Origin of the sequence: Streptomyces sp. NPDC048639 (genome assembly GCF_043199075.1) — a bacterium.
In the GTDB taxonomy this organism is placed as follows: domain Bacteria; phylum Actinomycetota; class Actinomycetes; order Streptomycetales; family Streptomycetaceae; genus Streptomyces.
In genome coordinates this window covers 729,420-746,462 of record NZ_JBICVP010000001.1, presented here as the reverse complement: position 1 = coordinate 746,462, position 17,043 = coordinate 729,420, and the positions used below count along the sequence as shown (strand labels likewise).

Annotated in this window: 14 protein-coding genes; 10 read left to right on the top strand and 4 right to left on the bottom strand. The window is 71.1% G+C overall.

Features of this window, described 5'->3' with window-relative positions:
• Positions 1–91: 91 nt before the first annotated feature.
• Positions 92–880: a vancomycin high temperature exclusion protein gene (locus tag ACGFNH_RS03240; protein ID WP_393651246.1), complete on the bottom strand. Its 789-nt coding sequence runs from the start codon at positions 878–880 to the stop codon at positions 92–94.
• Positions 881–1,160: 280 nt separating this feature from the next.
• Here ACGFNH_RS03240 and ACGFNH_RS03235 point away from each other — a divergent pair, with 280 nt between their 5' ends.
• The 9 genes from ACGFNH_RS03235 to ACGFNH_RS03195 all read left to right on the top strand — a co-directional run bounded on the left by ACGFNH_RS03235 (position 1,161) and on the right by ACGFNH_RS03195 (position 11,719).
• On the top strand, positions 1,161–2,081 hold the full coding sequence (locus ACGFNH_RS03235; RefSeq protein WP_393651245.1) for a sirohydrochlorin chelatase: 921 nt from the start codon (positions 1,161–1,163) through the stop codon (positions 2,079–2,081).
• 259 nt (positions 2,082–2,340) lie between these two features.
• Positions 2,341–3,684, top strand: a complete 1,344-nt coding sequence (locus ACGFNH_RS03230) for a deoxyguanosinetriphosphate triphosphohydrolase (protein ID WP_393651244.1) — start codon at positions 2,341–2,343, stop codon at positions 3,682–3,684.
• A 511-nt stretch (positions 3,685–4,195) separates the two neighbouring features.
• Complete coding sequence (locus ACGFNH_RS03225) at positions 4,196–5,470, top strand: NAD(P)/FAD-dependent oxidoreductase (protein ID WP_393651243.1); 1,275 nt, start codon at positions 4,196–4,198, stop codon at positions 5,468–5,470.
• Between the two features lie 11 nt (positions 5,471–5,481).
• Positions 5,482–6,465, top strand: a complete 984-nt coding sequence (locus ACGFNH_RS03220) for a pyridoxal-phosphate dependent enzyme (protein WP_393651242.1) — start codon at positions 5,482–5,484, stop codon at positions 6,463–6,465.
• Between the two features lie 118 nt (positions 6,466–6,583).
• On the top strand, positions 6,584–8,518 hold the full coding sequence (gene dnaG / locus ACGFNH_RS03215) for a DNA primase (RefSeq protein ID WP_393651241.1): 1,935 nt from the start codon (positions 6,584–6,586) through the stop codon (positions 8,516–8,518).
• Between the two features lie 206 nt (positions 8,519–8,724).
• Positions 8,725–9,990 (top strand): sigma-70 family RNA polymerase sigma factor, encoded by a 1,266-nt coding sequence (locus ACGFNH_RS03210; RefSeq protein ID WP_393651240.1) that lies wholly within the window; start codon positions 8,725–8,727, stop codon positions 9,988–9,990.
• Between the two features lie 271 nt (positions 9,991–10,261).
• Positions 10,262–10,861, top strand: a complete 600-nt coding sequence (locus ACGFNH_RS03205) for a hypothetical protein (RefSeq protein WP_393651489.1) — start codon at positions 10,262–10,264, stop codon at positions 10,859–10,861.
• A 2-nt stretch (positions 10,862–10,863) separates the two neighbouring features.
• Positions 10,864–11,289, top strand: coding sequence for an SgcJ/EcaC family oxidoreductase (locus ACGFNH_RS03200; protein WP_393651239.1), 426 nt, complete (start codon positions 10,864–10,866; stop codon positions 11,287–11,289).
• 34 nt (positions 11,290–11,323) lie between these two features.
• Entirely contained in the window at positions 11,324–11,719 is a 396-nt protein-coding gene (locus tag ACGFNH_RS03195) for a VOC family protein (protein ID WP_393651238.1), read from the top strand.
• A gap of 89 nt (positions 11,720–11,808) precedes the next feature.
• Here the strand turns inward: ACGFNH_RS03195 and ACGFNH_RS03190 are convergent, their stop codons facing one another.
• Positions 11,809–12,648: an SDR family oxidoreductase gene (locus ACGFNH_RS03190; protein WP_393651237.1), complete on the bottom strand. Its 840-nt coding sequence runs from the start codon at positions 12,646–12,648 to the stop codon at positions 11,809–11,811.
• A 111-nt stretch (positions 12,649–12,759) separates the two neighbouring features.
• Between ACGFNH_RS03190 and ACGFNH_RS03185 the strand changes: the two genes are divergently transcribed.
• Positions 12,760–13,269: a MarR family winged helix-turn-helix transcriptional regulator gene (locus ACGFNH_RS03185; protein ID WP_393651236.1), complete on the top strand. Its 510-nt coding sequence runs from the start codon at positions 12,760–12,762 to the stop codon at positions 13,267–13,269.
• A gap of 53 nt (positions 13,270–13,322) precedes the next feature.
• On the opposite strand, the gene ACGFNH_RS03180 is transcribed toward ACGFNH_RS03185, so the two are convergent.
• Both ACGFNH_RS03180 and ACGFNH_RS03175 read right to left on the bottom strand, forming a co-directional pair.
• Positions 13,323–15,254 carry an ABC transporter ATP-binding protein gene (locus tag ACGFNH_RS03180; RefSeq protein WP_393651235.1) on the bottom strand — a complete coding sequence of 644 codons (1,932 nt, stop codon included), beginning with the start codon at positions 15,252–15,254 and terminating at the stop codon, positions 13,323–13,325.
• Positions 15,251–16,984 carry an ABC transporter ATP-binding protein gene (locus tag ACGFNH_RS03175; protein ID WP_393651234.1) on the bottom strand — a complete coding sequence of 578 codons (1,734 nt, stop codon included), beginning with the start codon at positions 16,982–16,984 and terminating at the stop codon, positions 15,251–15,253. Before ACGFNH_RS03175 ends, ACGFNH_RS03180 begins: the two co-directional genes overlap by 4 nt.
• Positions 16,985–17,043: the final 59 nt, after the last annotated feature.

Sequence of the window (17,043 nt, the reverse complement as noted above, 5' to 3'; positions counted from 1 at the left end):
TCAACGCCGCAGACATCAACCCCGCACGCTTCAACCCGCCACCCTTCAACCCGTCACGCTCCCACCCGTCACGCTCCAACCCCCACAGGCATCAACCCGCCAGTGCCTGTGCGACTCCCGGCTCCAGCGGGCCGAGGAAGTGCGGATCGGGCCGGACGGTGGCGTCCAGCGCCGCCTTGCTCGCGGCCGCGAGCTCGCGCACCCCGCCGTACCACCAGGTGATGTCGCGCCGTTCGGTCACGCTCACGCCGTACGCGTCGAGGCCCGCCGCCTGGCACAGCGCCAGCGCCCGGCTTATATGGAAGCCCTGGCTGATCAGCAGCGCCCGGTCGACACCGAAGATCCGCTTCGCCCGCGCGCACGAGTCCCAGGTGTCGAACCCGGCGTAGTCGCTGACGATCCGCCCGTCCGGAACACCGCGCTCCGCGAGGTATCCGCGCATCGCGTCCGGTTCGTCATAGTCGGTGCGGCTGTTGTCGCCCGTCACCAGCACCACGCGGATCCGTCCCGCCCGGTACAGCTCCGCGGCGGCGTCCAGCCGGTGCGCGAGGTACGGCGACGGCCTGCCCTCCCGCAGACCCGCTCCGAAGACGATGCCCACCGGTGCCGTGGGGGCGTCGGCCACGGCCCGCACCCGCTCCGACGCCGTCGCGTGCATCCACGTCGCCGGCAGGAGGGCCAGGACGCAGCCCAGCATCACCGCCTGCACCGCGCGCCGTCTGCCCTGCCGCGTCCGCGGCAGCCGCAAGTGCTGCAAGTGCTGCAACTTGCGCAACCACCGCAAACGCGGCGGCCGTTGCGGGCCCGACCGCGGTGTGCGCTCGATTCCTGTCTGCGCTCGCGCCCGTGTCCGCGCCCGCGGCAGCCGGAGCCTCGCCATGATGTCCCCCTGGTTCTCCGTTCCCCACTCCTTCGACGATCGGGCGGGCCCAGGAGTTCACCGAACGGACGGCCGGTTCGTGAGAACACCCGGACGAGTGACCCGGGTGAGTGGGGGTGACGAAGAACGCCGGCGAGCGGCGCCAACAAGAAGATCCCGGCGCGACATTCCACGGGTGCGAAGCGACATCTCCGTGCCTCGCACCGCCTCGTGAGCCCGCCGACATCAGGTGTCACGCCGCCGCAACCACCTGGCAACACCCGCTCGCCAGACTCTCCCCATGACGGCGTCGACACCCCCTCCCGGCCCGGTCCCTCCCGGAACCACCACCCACCTCGACAGCACGGCGCAGCTCATGGACCAGATCACCGTCCAGCTCAGCAGCCGCCTTCTGACGGCGGGCACGCGCAGTCTCCGCCGCCCGCACGCGGACCGCAGGCACTCCCGGCCCCCGACGCTCGTCGCCGTAGCGCACGGCAGCCGTGACCCGAGGGCGCGCGAGACCGTCCTCGCGCTCCTCGACCTCGTCCGCGCCCTGCGCCCCGGCCTGCCGGTGCGGCTCGGACACATCGAGCTCAACGATCCGCCCCTGTCCGGGACTCTGGCCGAACTGCGCGGCGACGCCGTACTCGTACCGCTGCTGTTCGGGCGCGGCCATCACGTCAAGCACGACATCCCGCAGGCCGTCGGCGAGGCGCCGCACCTGCGCGTGCGCACCGCCGCGCCGCTCGGCCCGCACCCCCTCCTCGCCGAGGCCCTGCACTCCCGGCTCGCGGAAGCCGGCTGGCGGACATCCGGCCGCGCCGGCGGACTCGCCCGCAGCGGTGTGGTGCTGGCGTCCGCGGGGTCCCTCGACCCCGAGTCGGCCGCGGACACCGCGCGCACGGCCGAGTTGCTCAGCGCCCGGCTCGGCGGGGCGCCCGTGCTTCCGGCCTACGCCTCGGCGGCCGCCCCCACCGTGCCGGAAGCGGTGTCGGCGCTGCGCGCCGCGGGCCGTGACCGCATCGCCGTCGCCTCGTACTTCACGGCGCCCGGACGTTTCTCGGCGCAGTGCGCGGACCTCGCCCCGGGTGTCGCCGCCGGGCCGCTCGGCGCCCACCCCGCTCTCGCACGTCTGGTCCTGCACCGTTACGACGAGGCGCGGGCCGCGAAGGCGGCCGCTCCCGGTCCGGCCGGAGAACCCCAGCTCGCCTCCGCCTGATCCACGGATCCGCCGTACCACCCGAAAGAACAGCCACCCCTCGCGGCGCTTGCCATCCCCTCCCGCCCCCGCCCCGGCAGCCCTCCCGCCCCACGCCCGGCCCCCATCCCCATCCCAGCCCCGGCCCCATCCCCATCCCCATCCCCTTCCCGGCCCCGTCCCCACGCCCTGCCCGCCCCATCCCCGCCCCCGGCCCCGGTCCCCGCTCCGCCGGGGGCCGCTCGTCCCGTCCGGTGGCCGGTCCGGTTACGGTCCCTGTATGGCAGGCAATAACGGGACCGATGCATCCACCGCGTACGACGACCGCTCCGCGCCCCCCGCGCAGGGCCCGCGGCCGTACGGCGAGGGGGACACCGAGCGCTGGGCGCACGAGCCCGACAAGCGCCCCGGCCGTACCGCCTTCCAGCGCGACCGGGCCCGTGTCCTGCACTCCGCCGCGCTGCGCCGCCTCGCCGGGAAGACGCAGGTGGTCACCCCGGGCCAGCAGTCCCTCGGATGGGATGCCAGTCCCCGTACCCGGCTGACCCACTCCCTGGAGTGCGCCCAGGTCGGCCGAGAACTCGGTGCCGCGCTCGGCTGTGATCCCGACCTCGTCGAGACCGCCTGCCTCGCGCACGACCTCGGCCACCCGCCGTTCGGCCACAACGGCGAGCACGCGCTCGACGAATTCGCCAAGGACTGCGGCGGGTTCGAAGGGAACGCCCAGTCCCTGCGCCTCCTCGGACGTCTCGAACCCAAGCGCTTCGTGCAGCGGGACGGCAGTGCCGAACCGGTCAGCGTCGGGCTCAACCTGACGCGTGCCGCCCTGGACGCCGCGACCAAGTACCCCTGGCCGCGCGGAGGGCACCCGACGGACCCGGACTCCCCGAAGTTCGGGGTCTACGAGGACGACCTGCCCCTGTTCACCTGGCTGCGGCAGGGCACCCCGGACCACCGCCAGTGCTTCGAGGCGCAGGTGATGGACTGGTCCGACGACGTGGCCTACTCCGTCCACGACTTCGAGGACGGCCTGCACGCCGGCCACCTCGACCCCAATCTGCTGCTCGCCGAGCCCGAGCGCCGCGAGATCTTCGCCTGCGCCGTCGCCCGCTACGCCCCTCCCGGTACCGAGCCCGACGAGCTGGCCGAGGCTCTGGACCGGCTGACCGACCAGGAGTGGTGGCCGCACGGTTACGACGGTTCCGCCGGCGCCCAGGCCCGCCTGAAGGACGCCACCAGCCAGCTCATCGGCCGGTTCTGTCTCGCCGCGGAGGGCGCGACGCGCCGGGCGTACGGCAGCGGCAGGCTCACCCGGTACGCCGCCGAACTGGTCGTTCCCCGGACCGCCCGGCTGGAGTGCGCCGTGCTCAAGGCTGTCGCCGATCTGTATGTGATGCAGCGTGCCGAGCAGGAGCGGGTGCGCGCCGAGCAGCGGGTGATTCTGGCCGAGCTGGCCGAGGCTCTCAGCGCCCGCGCACCCGAGGGCCTCGACCCGCAGTACCGCGCACTGCACGCGGCCGCCGCGGACGACCGGGCGCGGCAGCGGGTCGTCGTCGACCAGATCGCCGCGCTCACGGACGCCTCGGCCCGCAGCCTGCATGCACGTATGACGAACGGGGAGTGAGGCCGGCGGCCCCGGACAACGCAGCGGTTCGGGAAGCCTCGGCCAAGAGCTCCCGGCCGCAACCGCGGGCCTTCCCGGCCGTAACCCCGGGGTTTCCAGGCGACAACCGTGGGCCTTCCCGGGTGCACGCGGGGCTCTCGACGGAACGCGGCCGCTCGCAACCGTACGTGGCGGCACACGGCCGTACGAGGACTCCCGCGGATCTCACGACCGCGCCGGAAGCCCCGTCCTTACGCCGAGCTCACCGCCGTCGGCGGAACCTTGTCCGTACCCGACACGACGGGACCGAGCAGCGCGACCAGCCGAACGACTCGCGACACGACGGCCGGGAGCACCACGTCACGCGGCCGAAACAGCACCCTGGAGATCGCCCGGATCAGCGCCCGAGGCAACGTCCGAAGGGGCGGAGTCCCTCTTCCCGCGGCACGCCCCGTGCGGGAGGCTCGCTTGAGGCGAGCGGAGCGGGGGACCATGGACACAGGCTTAAGGCCCGGTAGCGAGGAGGCACCAAGTGGTCGACGCTAATCAGACGTTCGTCATCGTCGGAGGGGGGCTTGCGGGAGCGAAAGCCGCCGAGACCCTGCGCGCGGAGGGGTTCACGGGAAGAGTCATCCTCATCTGCGACGAGCGCGACCACCCCTATGAGCGGCCGCCGCTGTCCAAGGGCTACCTCACAGGCTCCGACGAGCGCGACAGCGTCTTCGTCCACGAGCCCGCCTGGTACGCACAGGCCGAGATCGAACTCCATCTCGGACAGCCCGCCGTCCAGCTCGACCGCGGCACCAAGGCCGTGACCCTCGGCGACGGCACCCGTATCCACTACGACAAGCTGCTGCTCGCCACCGGTGCCGAGCCCCGCCGCCTGGACATCCCCGGCACCGACCTCGCCGGCGTCCACCATCTGCGCAGGCTCGCCCACGCCGACCGGCTGCGCGGGGTCCTCGCCACTCTCGGCAGGGACAACGGCCACCTGGTCATCGCGGGTGGCGGCTGGATCGGACTCGAAGTCGCCGCGGCCGCCCGGGGGTACGGTGCCGAGGTCACCGTCGTGGAACCCGAACCGACGCCCCTGCACACCGTCCTCGGTCCCGAACTCGGGTCGCTCTTCACGGATCTGCACCGGGAGCACGGCGTCCGCTTCCACTTCGGCGCCCGGCTCACGGAGATCACCGGGCAGGACGGCATGGTGCTCGCGGCCCGTACCGACGACGGGGAGGAGCACCCCGCCCACAGCGTGCTCGCCGCGATCGGCGCCGCCCCCCGTACGGGCCTCGCCGACTCCGCGGGCCTGGCGCTGGCCGACCGGGCGCACGGCGGCGGTGTCCTCGTCGACACTTCGCTGCGCACCTCCGACCCGGACATCTACGCCGCCGGTGACGTCGCCGCGGCCGAGCATCCGCTCTTCGGCAACCGGATCCGCGTCGAGCACTGGGCCAACGCGCTCAACGGCGGCCCGGCCGCGGCGCTGGCCATGCTCGGCCGCGAGGTGACGTACGACAGGGTTCCGTACTTCTTCTCCGACCAGTACGACGTCGGGCTCGAGTACTCGGGATGGGCGCCCCCCGGCTCCTACGACCAGGTGCTGCTGCGCGGTGACGCCACCAAGCGCGAGTTCATCGCCTTCTGGCTGAACGACGGGCGCGTTCTGGCGGGCATGAACGTCAACGTCTGGGACGTGACCGAGCCCATCCAGCTGCTCATCCACTCCGGGCAGCGCGTCGACCCCGAGCGCCTCGCCGATCCGACCGTCCCCCTGGGTGCGCTCGTGCGGGAACAGGGGGCCTGATGGGGCAGCCGATGGCACGAGACACCACGGACGCTGCGCCCGTCGTCACCCTCGACGACGTCCGGGACGCCGCCGACCGGATCAAGGGGGTGGCGCACCGTACACCGGTGCTGCGCTCCAGGACCCTCGACCGGCTCATCGGTGCCGAGACCCATCTCAAGTGCGAGAACTTCCAGCGCATCGGCGCGTTCAAGTTCCGCGGCGCGTACAACGCGGTCTCCCGGCTGTCGCCCGATCAACTGAGCCGCGGAGTGGCCGCGTACTCCTCGGGCAACCACGCCCAGGCCGTGGCACTGGCCGCCCGTGAGGCCGGGAGCACCGCCGTCATCGTCATGCCCGAGGACGCGCCCGAGTCCAAGATCGCGGCAACCGCCGCCTACGGCGCCGAGATCGTGCACTACGACCGCTACACCGGCGATCGTCATGCCATCGCCCAGGAGCTGGCGACGGAGCGCGGTCTCGCGCTCATCCCGCCGTACGAGCATCCGCACGTGATGGCCGGGCAGGGCACGGCCGCGCTCGAGCTGCTGGAGGAGACCGGGGAACTCGGCGCGCTGCTGGCGCCGGTCGGCGGGGGCGGGCTGATGGCCGGCTGTGCCACGGCCGCGACCGCGCTGTTCCCCGGCATCCGCATGATCGGGGTGGAGCCGGAGGCGGGGGACGACACCAAGCGGTCGCTGGAGTCCGGGCACCGGGTGAGCGTCCCGGTGCCGCGCACCATCGCCGACGGACAGGCGATCGATACGCCGGGGGAGTTGACGTTCTCGGTCAACCGGCGCCTGGTCGACGATGTGCTGCTCGTCAGCGACGAGGAGATCCGGGCCGCGATGAGACTGGCCTTCGAGCGGCTGAAGATCGTCGTCGAGCCCAGTGGTGCGACGGGTCTTGCCGCGCTGCTGGCCGGCAGGCTGGATCCGCTGCCGCCTCGCGTGGGCGTGGTGATCTCCGGGGGCAACATCGGGCTGCCGCGGTTCCTGGAGCTGATGGGCGGCTGAAGGGCGGCGCGGTCGCCGCTGCGGTCGGGACGGGACGTGGCCGCCGTCCGCTGGCGCGGGTGCGCGCCACGGACCACTGCGGCCGGGGTTGTCCGACCCCGGCCGTAGACTTCCCTCCGTGGCAGGCAGGATCATCGATGACGACGTGAAGGCGGTCAGGGACGCGGTCCCGATCGACGCCGTCGTTTCCGAGTACCTCCAGCTGCGGAACGCCGGAGGCGGAAATCTGAAGGGGATCTGCCCCTTTCACGATGAGAAGTCCCCCTCGTTTCATGTCAGTCCGAGCAAGGGGCTCTACCACTGCTTCGGCTGCCAGGAGGGCGGCGACACCCTCGACTTCGTGATGAAGGTCGATCATCTCTCCTTCTCCGAAGCCGTCGAACGGCTCGCCTCCCAGGCCGGGATCACCCTGCGCTACGAGGAGGGCGGATACACCCCCGGCCGCCAGCAGGGCGAGCGGATCCGCCTCATCGAGGCCCACAAGATCGCCACGCAGTTCTACATCGATCAACTCGACAGCCCCGAGGCCGAGATCGGGCGGAAGTTCCTCGCCGAGCGGGGCTTCGACCAGGGCGCCGCCCAGCACTTCTCCGTCGGCTACTCGCCGGCCGGCTGGGACCATCTCGTCCGCTTCCTGCGCGGACGCGGGTTCAACGACAAGGAGATGATCCTCTCCGGTCTCGCCCAGGACGGCCGCCGCGGTCCCATCGACCGCTTCCGCGGCCGCCTGATGTGGCCCATCCGCGACATCACCGGAGAGGTCGTCGGCTTCGGCGCGCGCAAGCTGCGCGAGGACGACAACGGCCCCAAGTACCTGAACACCCCCGAGACCCCCCTCTACCGCAAATCCCATGTCCTGTACGGGATCGACCTCGCCAAGAAGGACATCGCCAAGACCAGCCGCGCCGTCGTCGTCGAGGGCTACACCGACGTCATGGCCTGCCATCTCTCCGGTGTCACCGGCGCCATCGCCACCTGCGGCACCGCCTTCGGCGGCGACCATGTGAAGATCCTCCGGCGGCTGCTGATGGACAATGCGAGCGCGGAGGTCGTCTTCACCTTCGACGGTGACGCGGCCGGGCAGAAGGCCGCGCTCCGCGCCTTCGAGGACGACCAGAAGTTCGCCGCCGAGACCTCCATCGCCATCACCCCCGGGGGTATGGATCCCTGCGAACTCCGTCTCGCCGAGGGCGACGACGCGGTGAAGTCCCTGGTCGAGTCCCGTACACCGCTGTTCGCCTTCGCGCTGCGCTCGATCGTCTCGCGTTACAACCTGGATACCGAGGAGGGCCGCATCGCCGCCGTCGACGCCGCGGTCCCCGTCGTCGCCGCGATCAAGAACACCGGCCTGCGCGACCGCTACGCGATCCGCCTCGTCGGCATGGTCGGCATCACCAGCCAGGCCGAGGAGCAGTCCATCATCCGGCGGGTCCGGGCCCTCTCCCGCAGCCGGGACAGCCATGGAGGCGACGGTTCGGCCCAGGGGCGTACGGGCCGTGCCGCTCCGGGCTCGCGGCAGTCCGGGGCCCCGGCGGCGGGGCAGGGGCAGGGCCCGCAGCCGCGGCGCGGCCCGGCCCTCAACCTCCGCAGCCCCGCCCACCGTGTGGAGCGCGAGCTGCTCAAACTCGCCCTGCAGCGGCCGGACTTGGTCTCCCCTGCCTTCGACGCGTACGGCGCCGACGAGTTCACCGCCCCGCCCTACGCCACCGTTCGCGGGGCGATCGAGCATGCCGGGGGAGCGTCCGCGGCCGATGGGGACTACCTCGCCCGGGTCCGCGACGCTGCGCCCGACGACACGCTGCGCGCCCTGGTCACCGAGCTCGCCGTCGAGCCCCTGCACACCCGGCGCGACCCCGACGCCCTCTATGCGGGCATGCAGTTGGTGGCCGTACGGCTCGCCGCCGTGAACCGCAGGGTGTCCGAGATCCACGCCCAGCTCCGCCGGCTGGAGAGCGGTCCGGAGAACTCCGCCATGATCGCCGTACAGAACGAGCTGAAGGTCCTCCAGGACTACGGCCGGGCCCTCAAGGACCGGGGCGCGGCCGCTCTCTAGCCGACGCCCCGGCGGACCCGTTCATGGTCCCCGTCCCATCCCGGCCCGTCCCGCCCCCGTCCACGGGCAGTCCGTCCCCTCGCCTCATCACGCCGCAAACCAGGGCGAGTTGCTGTAATCGACCGGACGCATCGGGTCACAATCCGCCGAGAAAGTGGACGCAGCCCTCTCGTGGCGGGCATGTGTCGTACCCCACACTGGGGGCGGTGCCTGAGTCATCGGAGCGCGGCGGGCCCGGCCGGTCGGGACCGGAGCCCCCTGCCGATCCGCTTCAGACGGACGGGACGGACCGCGGCCCGGCCGCAACCGTTCCTCAGCCGCATGGCCCTGATCCGGCAGCGCTCACCCTGGAGGTCGCTCCCGTGCAGACCCAGACCCTGAACGGCGAGGCCATCGCGGTGCCGCCGCAGGAGCTCGCCCCGCACCATCCGGACGCGGAGGGCGGCCCCGCACCCGGCAGCGCCCCCGCGGCCGAGGCCGGGGAGGTCGCCGAGATCGCCGCGGGAGTCCTCGTCGAGGAGGCCGGCCCGCCGCAGCCGATGCGCGTCGTCGAGTCCGGCGGCCCGTCGTCGGACCTGTTCCGCCAGTACCTCCGCGAGATCGGCAGGATCCCGCTGCTCTCGGCCGCCGAGGAGGTCGACCTCGCCCGTCGGGTGGAGGCGGGCCTTTTCGCCGAGGAGAAGCTGAGCACCACCCCCGACCTCGACTCCCAGCTCGCCGTCGACCTCGACAAGCTGGTCGTCCTCGGCAGAATGGCCAAGCGCCGCCTCATCGAGGCCAATCTCCGCCTCGTCGTCTCCGTCGCCAAGCGCTACGTCGGCCGCGGCCTGACCATGCTCGACCTCGTCCAGGAGGGCAATCTCGGCCTGATCAGAGCCGTGGAGAAATTCGACTACGCCCGCGGCTTCAAGTTCTCCACGTATGCGACCTGGTGGATCCGCCAGGCCATGTCCCGTGCGCTCGCAGACCAGGCCCGTACGATCCGGGTGCCCGTCCATGTCGTCGAGCTCATCAACCGGGTCATCCGCGTCCAGCGCCGCATGCTCCAGGAGCGCGGCTACGAACCGACGCCGGACGAGGTCGCAGCCCATCTCGACCTCACGGCGGAGCGGGTCGGCGAGGTGCTGCGGCTCGCCCAGGAGCCGGTCTCCCTGCACGCGCCGGTGGGCGAGGAGGACGATGTCGCGCTCGGCGACCTCATCGAGGACGGCGACGCCACCTCACCGGTGGAATCCGCCGCGTTCCTGCTCCTCCGCGAGCACTTGGAGGCCGTACTGTCCACGCTCGGCGAGCGCGAGCGCAAGGTCGTACAGCTCCGGTACGGGCTGGTCGACGGCCGGCCGCGAACGCTGGAGGAGATCGGCCGGATCTTCGGCGTGACCCGTGAACGGATACGCCAGATCGAGTCCAAGACCCTCAACAAGCTGCGCGAGCACGCCTTTGCGGAACAATTGCGCGGCTATCTGGACTGATACGCGGCTATCCGGACCGAGGGGACCGGCCGCATAAGGGTCAGGAGTGCCCGGCAGCCGGTTCCGGCGTTCGATAAGCGGACAGATCATTGAGCCGAGCGAGTTGCTGGCATAAACTCAACTCACCGCATTCACCGGTCATTTGCTGGTTGCGAATGGCCTTTCCGGGCATGGTCGGAGATCCCGGCCCTGCCCTTTTCAGGGAGACAAGTCTGTCATGCCCTTGACAACACCCCCCACCTTATCCCTGCAAACCCAACCCACCGTGCTGATGGACGACCGGGCGCTCGATCTCTTCCTCGGCGCCGCCGTCACCCAGTACGACCGCCTCACACCCGACTCCCCGCTCCCGTGCTTCGCGCTCCTCCTCGGCCGCACCCGGCCCGGCACGGTGCACATCGAGGACATCGCCTTCGGGCGCAACGCACGCACCCGCGACCCGGCGGCCAGACGGGAGTTCACCGAAGCGATCCTGCCGCGATTCGGCTCCTCCTACGAGAACGAGACCCGGGGCTGGTGGTTCGACTCCCGCGACCTCCTGGCGATCTCGCGGCAGGCCGACGACGAGGGGCTGGAGCTGCTGGGCTCGATCCATATGCACCCCGACTGGCACCGGATCGGCCCGCCGAAGGAACGGGCCACCGTCCTCAGCGAGTGTCCGACGCCGATGGACGAGTACCTCTTCAGCGGCACCGCCTGGCCGGTGAACATCATCTGCTACCTGGAACGCCGGAACGGCTTGCTCTACCACGCGCTCGGCGCCTGGGCTCCCCTTCCCGAGAACGGCCCGGATCTCAGGTGCCCGCAAATGTCGTTGCGGGTCGGCGCCAAAGGCCCCCGGGTTCCCTGCGGCGCGGAAGCGACGGTGTGACCATGACGACCACGACGACCATGACCGCGGACGACGAGAAGCGGATCCACGCACTGTGGGACGCGATGGCAGGCGCCTGGGCGGCCGGTGACGCCCCGTCCTTCGCGGCGAACTTCTCGCAGACCTGCGACTTCACCACCGTGCGAGGCGAGAAGCCGCCGGGCCGCGACGGCATCGCGGCCGGGCACGACCGGCTGTTCCGTACGGCGTACCGGGACACCACGCTCCGCGCGCGGGTCACCGGCATCCGCCCCCTGCGCCCCGGTCTCGCCGCGGTGAACGCCGAGTCGACGATCGTGGGCGCCGACGGGACCCCGCTCGCCTCCACCCACGCCCTCGCCATCGTGGAACGGACCGCGGCCACGGACGCATGGCACATCACCGCCTTCCACAACATGGTCCCGGTCGCCCCGGCCGGCGACCGCTGAAGCCCTCGACCCCCCACCCCAGGAGCCCAGCACCATGACTGCCACCTCCAGGCCCAAACTGCGCCATCTGGCCATCGTCGTACGTGATCCCGAGCGGCTGGCCGCGTTCTACGGCGAGATCTTCGCGATGGAGCTCTTCCACCGGGATCCCGACGGAAGCTGCTTCCTCAGCGACGGGTATCTCTCCCTGGCCCTGATCAAGCACCGGCTGGACGGGGAGACGCCCGTGGGGATGAACCACTTCGGCTTCCATGTCGCCGACACCGAGGCCATCTCCGCCGCGCTCGTCGCGAAGGGCGCGGACAAGCCTGCGGAGCGGTTCACCGACCGGCCGTTCGCCGAGTACCGGGCCATGGATCCCGAAGGCAACTGGTTCGACCTCTCCGAGCACGGCTTCGGCGGCCCCAAGCCGCCCGAGGGCGCCGCGTAGGACGGACGGTGCAGGAGGCCGGGCCCGCTCGACGGGTCCGGCCTCCTGCCGTTTCGGGGCGCGGGGCGCGGGGCGCGGAGCCGTCGGTGTCAGCCGAGCCAGCCGCCGGTCAGGGCAAGCGTGGCAGAGCCGTTGATGTCGGCCAGCTTGGTGGCGGCGACCGCGCTGACGAACTGCGAGGTCTGGATACGGAACGCGGGCCGCTCGGCCAGCAGGGCCTCCACGAGGGGCACCGCCGCCTGCTCGGGGGTCTGGGAGTTGGTCGCGAAGTGCCCCGTCGTCCGGGTGGCGTAGGCCTGCAGGGCATCGGCGTACGGACCGGCCTGGGCGACGGCGGCCACCGGGTCGATGCCGATGTTGGCGATGAACTCGCTGGAGACGGGCCCCGGTTCCACGACGCTGACGGTGACGCCGAGCTTGGCGGCGACGGGCGCGAGGCTCTCCATGAAGCCCTCGACGGCGAATTTGGCCGCGCAGTACGCCTCGTTGAACGGCTGCCCGATGACACCGCCGATCGAGCTGACCGTGATCAGGCGGCCGCCGGTGGCGCGCAGGTGGGGCAGGGCCGCCTTGGTCATCTGCACGACGCCGAAGAAGTTGACCTCCATGACGCGGCGTACGTCCTCGACGGTGTCGTTCTCGATGGTGCCCGCGTGTCCGGCTCCGGCGTTGTTGACCAGGGCGTCGAGGCGGCCGTGGTCGGCGATGACGCCGTCGATGGCGGCGTGGACGGAGTCGGGGTCGGTGACGTCGAGCTGCCGTATGTCGAGTTCGACTCCGGCGCTCTCGGCGGCCTTGCGGAGGGCGTCCGCCCGGTTGGTGTCGCGGAGGGTGGCGACCGTGGTCCAGCCTGCCTGGGCCGAGGCGATGGCGGCGGCGAGTCCGATGCCGGAGGAGGTGCCGGTGATGAGAACGACCTTGGGGGACATGGTGTGAGCCTCTCTGGAAGGGCGCGGCCGACCGGCGCGACCGTCGTACAGTGCGTGTGCACACACATTAGTGTTACGTGTGCGCACACGCAACCCGTAGAATCTTCTGCCATGACGAGAGGGAAGCTCACACAAGCGGAGATGCCCCCGGCCGACCATGCCTTCTACGGTCTGGTGTGGGCCGGGACCGTCCTGACCGACCGCGTCGACCGGGCGCTGCACAAGGCCCACGGTCTCCCGGTGTCCTGGTTCGAGGTGATGCTGTGGCTCGCCTCCCAGGAAGACCCGGTCCCGGCATCCGTCCTGGGCAACAGCACCATGCTCAGCCGCAGCCAGGTCTCGCGCGTCCTGGACGCGCTCCAGGAGCGAGGACTGGTCGCCCGCACTCCCTCCGCCCGGGACGCACGCTCCATCGAGGTCGCCCTCACCGCGGAAGGGCGCGAACTCTTCGAGCAGGCGGACGCCACCCGCCGCGCCTGCCTCGCCCCCGTCTTCACCGAAGTCCTCGACGAGGGAGACCTCGAGGCCCTGCGCACGGTCTGGCGCAAGCTCAAGGAGCACAAGGCCGAGCTGACCCCGCCGACCTCGACGGGCCGGGGCGTCCGCACCCGCGCCGAATGACGGAAGCGGGCGCCCGGCAGGCGCCCGCTCCCCGACATACCCGCGACGGGCGGCTATTCGACCTCCGCCACCGCCTGCGCGAACTGGGCCGCGTACAGCCGCGCGTACGCACCGCCCGACGTCAGCAGTACCTCGTGCGTGCCCTGCTCCACGATCGAGCCGTCCTCCATCACCAGGATCACGTCCGCGTCGCGGATCGTGGACAGCCGGTGGGCGATGACGAAGCTCGTCCTGCCCCGGCTCAGACCCGCCATGGCCCGCTGGATCAGCACCTCGGTACGGGTGTCCACCGAGCTGGTCGCCTCGTCCAGCACGAGGATCACCGGATCGGACAGGAACGCCCGCGCGATGGTGATGAGTTGCTTCTCGCCCGCGCTGACGCCCGTGCCCTCGTCCTCGATCACCGTGTCGTAGCCGTCGGGCAGGGTGCGGATGAAGCGGTCGGCGTGCGCGGCCCGCGCCGCCTCCTCGATCTCCTCGCGCGTCACGTCGCGGGACGCGCCGTACGCGATGTTCTCCGCGATGGTGCCGCCGAAGAGCCAGGTGTCCTGGAGCACCATGCCGATCCCGGACCGCAGTTCCTCCCGCGGCAGCGTCGCCGTGTCCACCCCGTCGATGGCGATCCGGCCGCCGCTCACCTCGTAGAACCGCATCAGCAGATTGACGAGCGTGGTCTTGCCGGCGCCCGTCGGCCCGACGATGGCGACCGTCTGGCCCGGCTCGACCGCCAAGGACAGGTCCTCGATGAGCGGCTTGTCCGGCTCGTAGCGGAAGGACACCCGCTCCAGCGCGACCCGTCCGCGGCGCTCCGGGAGTGCCGGAGAGGAGAGGGGCTCGGGCGACTGCTCCTCCGCGTCGAGCAGTTCGAAGATCCGCTCGGCGGAGGCGACACCGGACTGCACGAGGTTCGCCATCGAGGCGACCTGCGTCAACGGCATCGAGAACTGCCGCGAGTACTGGATGAACGCCTGCACGTCGCCGATCGACAGCGCGCCCGAGGCGACCCGCAGCCCGCCGACCACCGCCACCAGCACGTAATTGATGTTGCTCACGAACATCATCAGCGGCTGCATGCTCCCGCTGATGAACTGCGCCTTGAAACTCGCCTTGTAGAGCGCCTGGTTCTGCTCGTCGAAGTCCCGCGCCGACTCCTTCTGCCGCCCGAAGATCTTCACCAGCGCATGCCCGGTGTACATCTCCTCGATATGGGCGTTGAGCGTGCCCGTCGTCTTCCACTGCTGGACGAACTCCGGCTGCGCGCGCTTGCCCATCCGCCGTGCGACCGTCGCCGACAGCGGAACGGTCACCAGCGCGACCAGCGCCAGCAGCGGCGAGATCCAGAACATCATCACCAGCACACCGATGATGGTCAGCAGGGAGTTGACGAGCTGACCCAGCGTCTGCTGCAACGTCTGCGCGATGTTGTCGATGTCGTTGGTGGCCCGGCTGAGGACCTCACCGCGCTTCTGCCGGTCGAAGTACGACAGCGGCAGCCGCGACAGCTTCGCCTGCACGTCCCCGCGCATCCGGAACACGGTGCGGTTGATGGCCCGGTTGGAGAGCCGGGTGGCGACCAGCAGCAGCAGCCCCGCCGTGGCGAAGATGGCCAGCGCGAACAGCAGGACGGTGCCCACCGCTCCGAAGTCGATGCCCTGGCCGGGAGTGAAGTCCGTACCCGAGAGCATGTCGGCGACGCCGCCTTCGCCCCGGTCCCGCAGGCCCTGGATCGCCTGGTCCTTGGTGAGCCCGTCCGGCATCTGCCGTCCGACGATCCCCGCGAAGATCAGGTTGGTGGCGTCACCGAGGATCTTCGGCCCGGCCACCGAGAACCCGACGCTGCACACCAGCGCCGACACCATCGCGATCAGCGTGGCCCGTTCGGGACGGAACTGCCGCAGCAGCCGTTTGCCGGATCCCTTGAAGTCCATCGAGCGCTGGACGGGACCCCCGCCCATCATGCGCGCCATCGGTCCCCCGCCGCTCATGCCGCCTCGGCCTCCGTGAGCTGGGAGAGCACGATCTCCCGGTAGGTCTCGTTGTTCCGCATCAGGTCATGGTGCTCGCCTGCACCCACGATCCGGCCCTCGTCGAGGACCACGATCCGGTCGGCGTCGCGGATGGTCGACACCCGCTGGGCGACGATCACCACGGTCGCCTCGGCCGTCTCCCGCGCCAGCGCCAGCCGCAGCGCGGCGTCCGTCGCGTAGTCCAGGGCCGAGAAGGAGTCGTCGAAGAGATAGATCTCCGGGCGCTGCACCAAGGTGCGCGCGATCGCCAGCCGCTGCCGCTGCCCGCCGGAGACGTTGGTGCCGCCCTGAGCGACCGGTGCGTCGAGGCCGCCCTCCAGCCGCTCGACGAAGTCCTTCGCCTGCGCCACCTCCAAGGCGTGCCACAGCTCCGGCTCGCTCGCGTCGGGCCGCCCGTAGCGCAGGTTGGATGCGACCGTGCCGGCGAAGAGATACGGCCGCTGCGGCACCATCCCCACCGTCCTGGCCAGCAGCACGGGATCCAGCGTCCGTACGTCCTCCCCGTCGACGAGCACCGCGCCGCCCGTCGCGTCGAACAACCTCGCCACGAGCCCCAGCAGGGTCGACTTGCCGCTGCCCGTCGACCCGATGACGGCCGTCGTCTCACCGGGCCGCGCGATCAGCGAGACACCGTGCAGCACCGGCGCCTCGGCGCCCGGGTAGCGGAAGTCGGCGCCGCGGATCTCCAGATGGCCGTGGCGGGACAGTACGGTCACGGGCTCGGCCGGTCGCACCACGCTCGTCTCCGTGTCCAGCACCTCCTGGATGCGCTCGGCGCACACCTCGGCCCGCGGCACCATCATGAACATGAAGGCGGCCATCATCACGGACATCACGATCTGCATCAGGTAGGAGAGGAACGCCGTCAGCGCGCCGATCTCCATCCCGCCGCTGTCGATCCGGTGGGCACCGAACCAGACCACGGCGACGCCGGAGAGGTTCACCACCGTGGTCACCGTCGGGAACATCAGCGCCATCAGACGTCCGGTCGCCAGCGACACATCCGTCAGCTCGGTGTTGGCCGTGCCGAAGCGCTTCTGCTCGTAGGGGTCGCGGACGAAGGCCCGGATGACGCGATTGCCGGTGATCTGTTCCCGCAGCACCCGGTTGACCGTGTCGATGCGGGTCTGCATGGTCCGGTACAGCGGGCGCATCCGCCGGATGATCACGCTCACCGCGATGCCCAGCACCGGGACCACCGCCAGCAGGACGGCGGACAGCGGCACGTCCTGACCCAGCGCCAGCACGATGCCGCCCACGCACATGATGGGCGCCGTGACCATGAGCGTGAACGCCATGACCACGAGCATCTGGACCTGCTGGACGTCGTTGGTGGTGCGGGTGATCAGCGAGGGCGCCCCGAACTTCCCCACCTCCCGCGCCGAGAAGCTCTGCACGCGGTCGAAGACGGCCGCCCGTACGTCCCGGCCCAGGGCGGCGGCGGTGCGCGCACCGTAGTAGACGGCCCCGAGGTTACCGGCCACCTGGACCACGCTGATCGCCAGCATGATCCCGCCGAAGCGCAGGATGTAGCCGGTGTCGCCCACCACCACGCCGTGGTCGATGATGTCGGCGTTGAGCGTCGGCAGACAGAGCGTGGCCGTGGTCTGCACCAGCTGCAGGAGCACCAGTGCGGCGATGGTGCGTCTGTAGGGAGCGAGGTGGGCCCGCAGGAGTCGGATCAGCACAAAAAGTCTCTCTTCGGTTCGGCGCCGGTGCACTGCGCTGCTGGGAACACCCTGCCGCC

Coding starts and splice junctions, on each gene's coding strand:
- ACGFNH_RS03240 (WP_393651246.1), bottom strand. CDS start 880: ATGGCGAGGCTCCGGCTGCCGCGGGCGCGGACACGGGCGCGAGCGCAG.
- ACGFNH_RS03235 (WP_393651245.1), top strand. CDS start 1,161: ATGACGGCGTCGACACCCCCTCCCGGCCCGGTCCCTCCCGGAACCACC.
- ACGFNH_RS03230 (WP_393651244.1), top strand. CDS start 2,341: ATGGCAGGCAATAACGGGACCGATGCATCCACCGCGTACGACGACCGC.
- ACGFNH_RS03220 (WP_393651242.1), top strand. CDS start 5,482: ATGGCACGAGACACCACGGACGCTGCGCCCGTCGTCACCCTCGACGAC.
- ACGFNH_RS03205 (WP_393651489.1), top strand. CDS start 10,262: ATGGACGACCGGGCGCTCGATCTCTTCCTCGGCGCCGCCGTCACCCAG.
- ACGFNH_RS03200 (WP_393651239.1), top strand. CDS start 10,864: ATGACGACCACGACGACCATGACCGCGGACGACGAGAAGCGGATCCAC.
- ACGFNH_RS03195 (WP_393651238.1), top strand. CDS start 11,324: ATGACTGCCACCTCCAGGCCCAAACTGCGCCATCTGGCCATCGTCGTA.
- ACGFNH_RS03190 (WP_393651237.1), bottom strand. CDS start 12,648: ATGTCCCCCAAGGTCGTTCTCATCACCGGCACCTCCTCCGGCATCGGA.
- ACGFNH_RS03185 (WP_393651236.1), top strand. CDS start 12,760: ATGACGAGAGGGAAGCTCACACAAGCGGAGATGCCCCCGGCCGACCAT.
- ACGFNH_RS03180 (WP_393651235.1), bottom strand. CDS start 15,254: ATGAGCGGCGGGGGACCGATGGCGCGCATGATGGGCGGGGGTCCCGTC.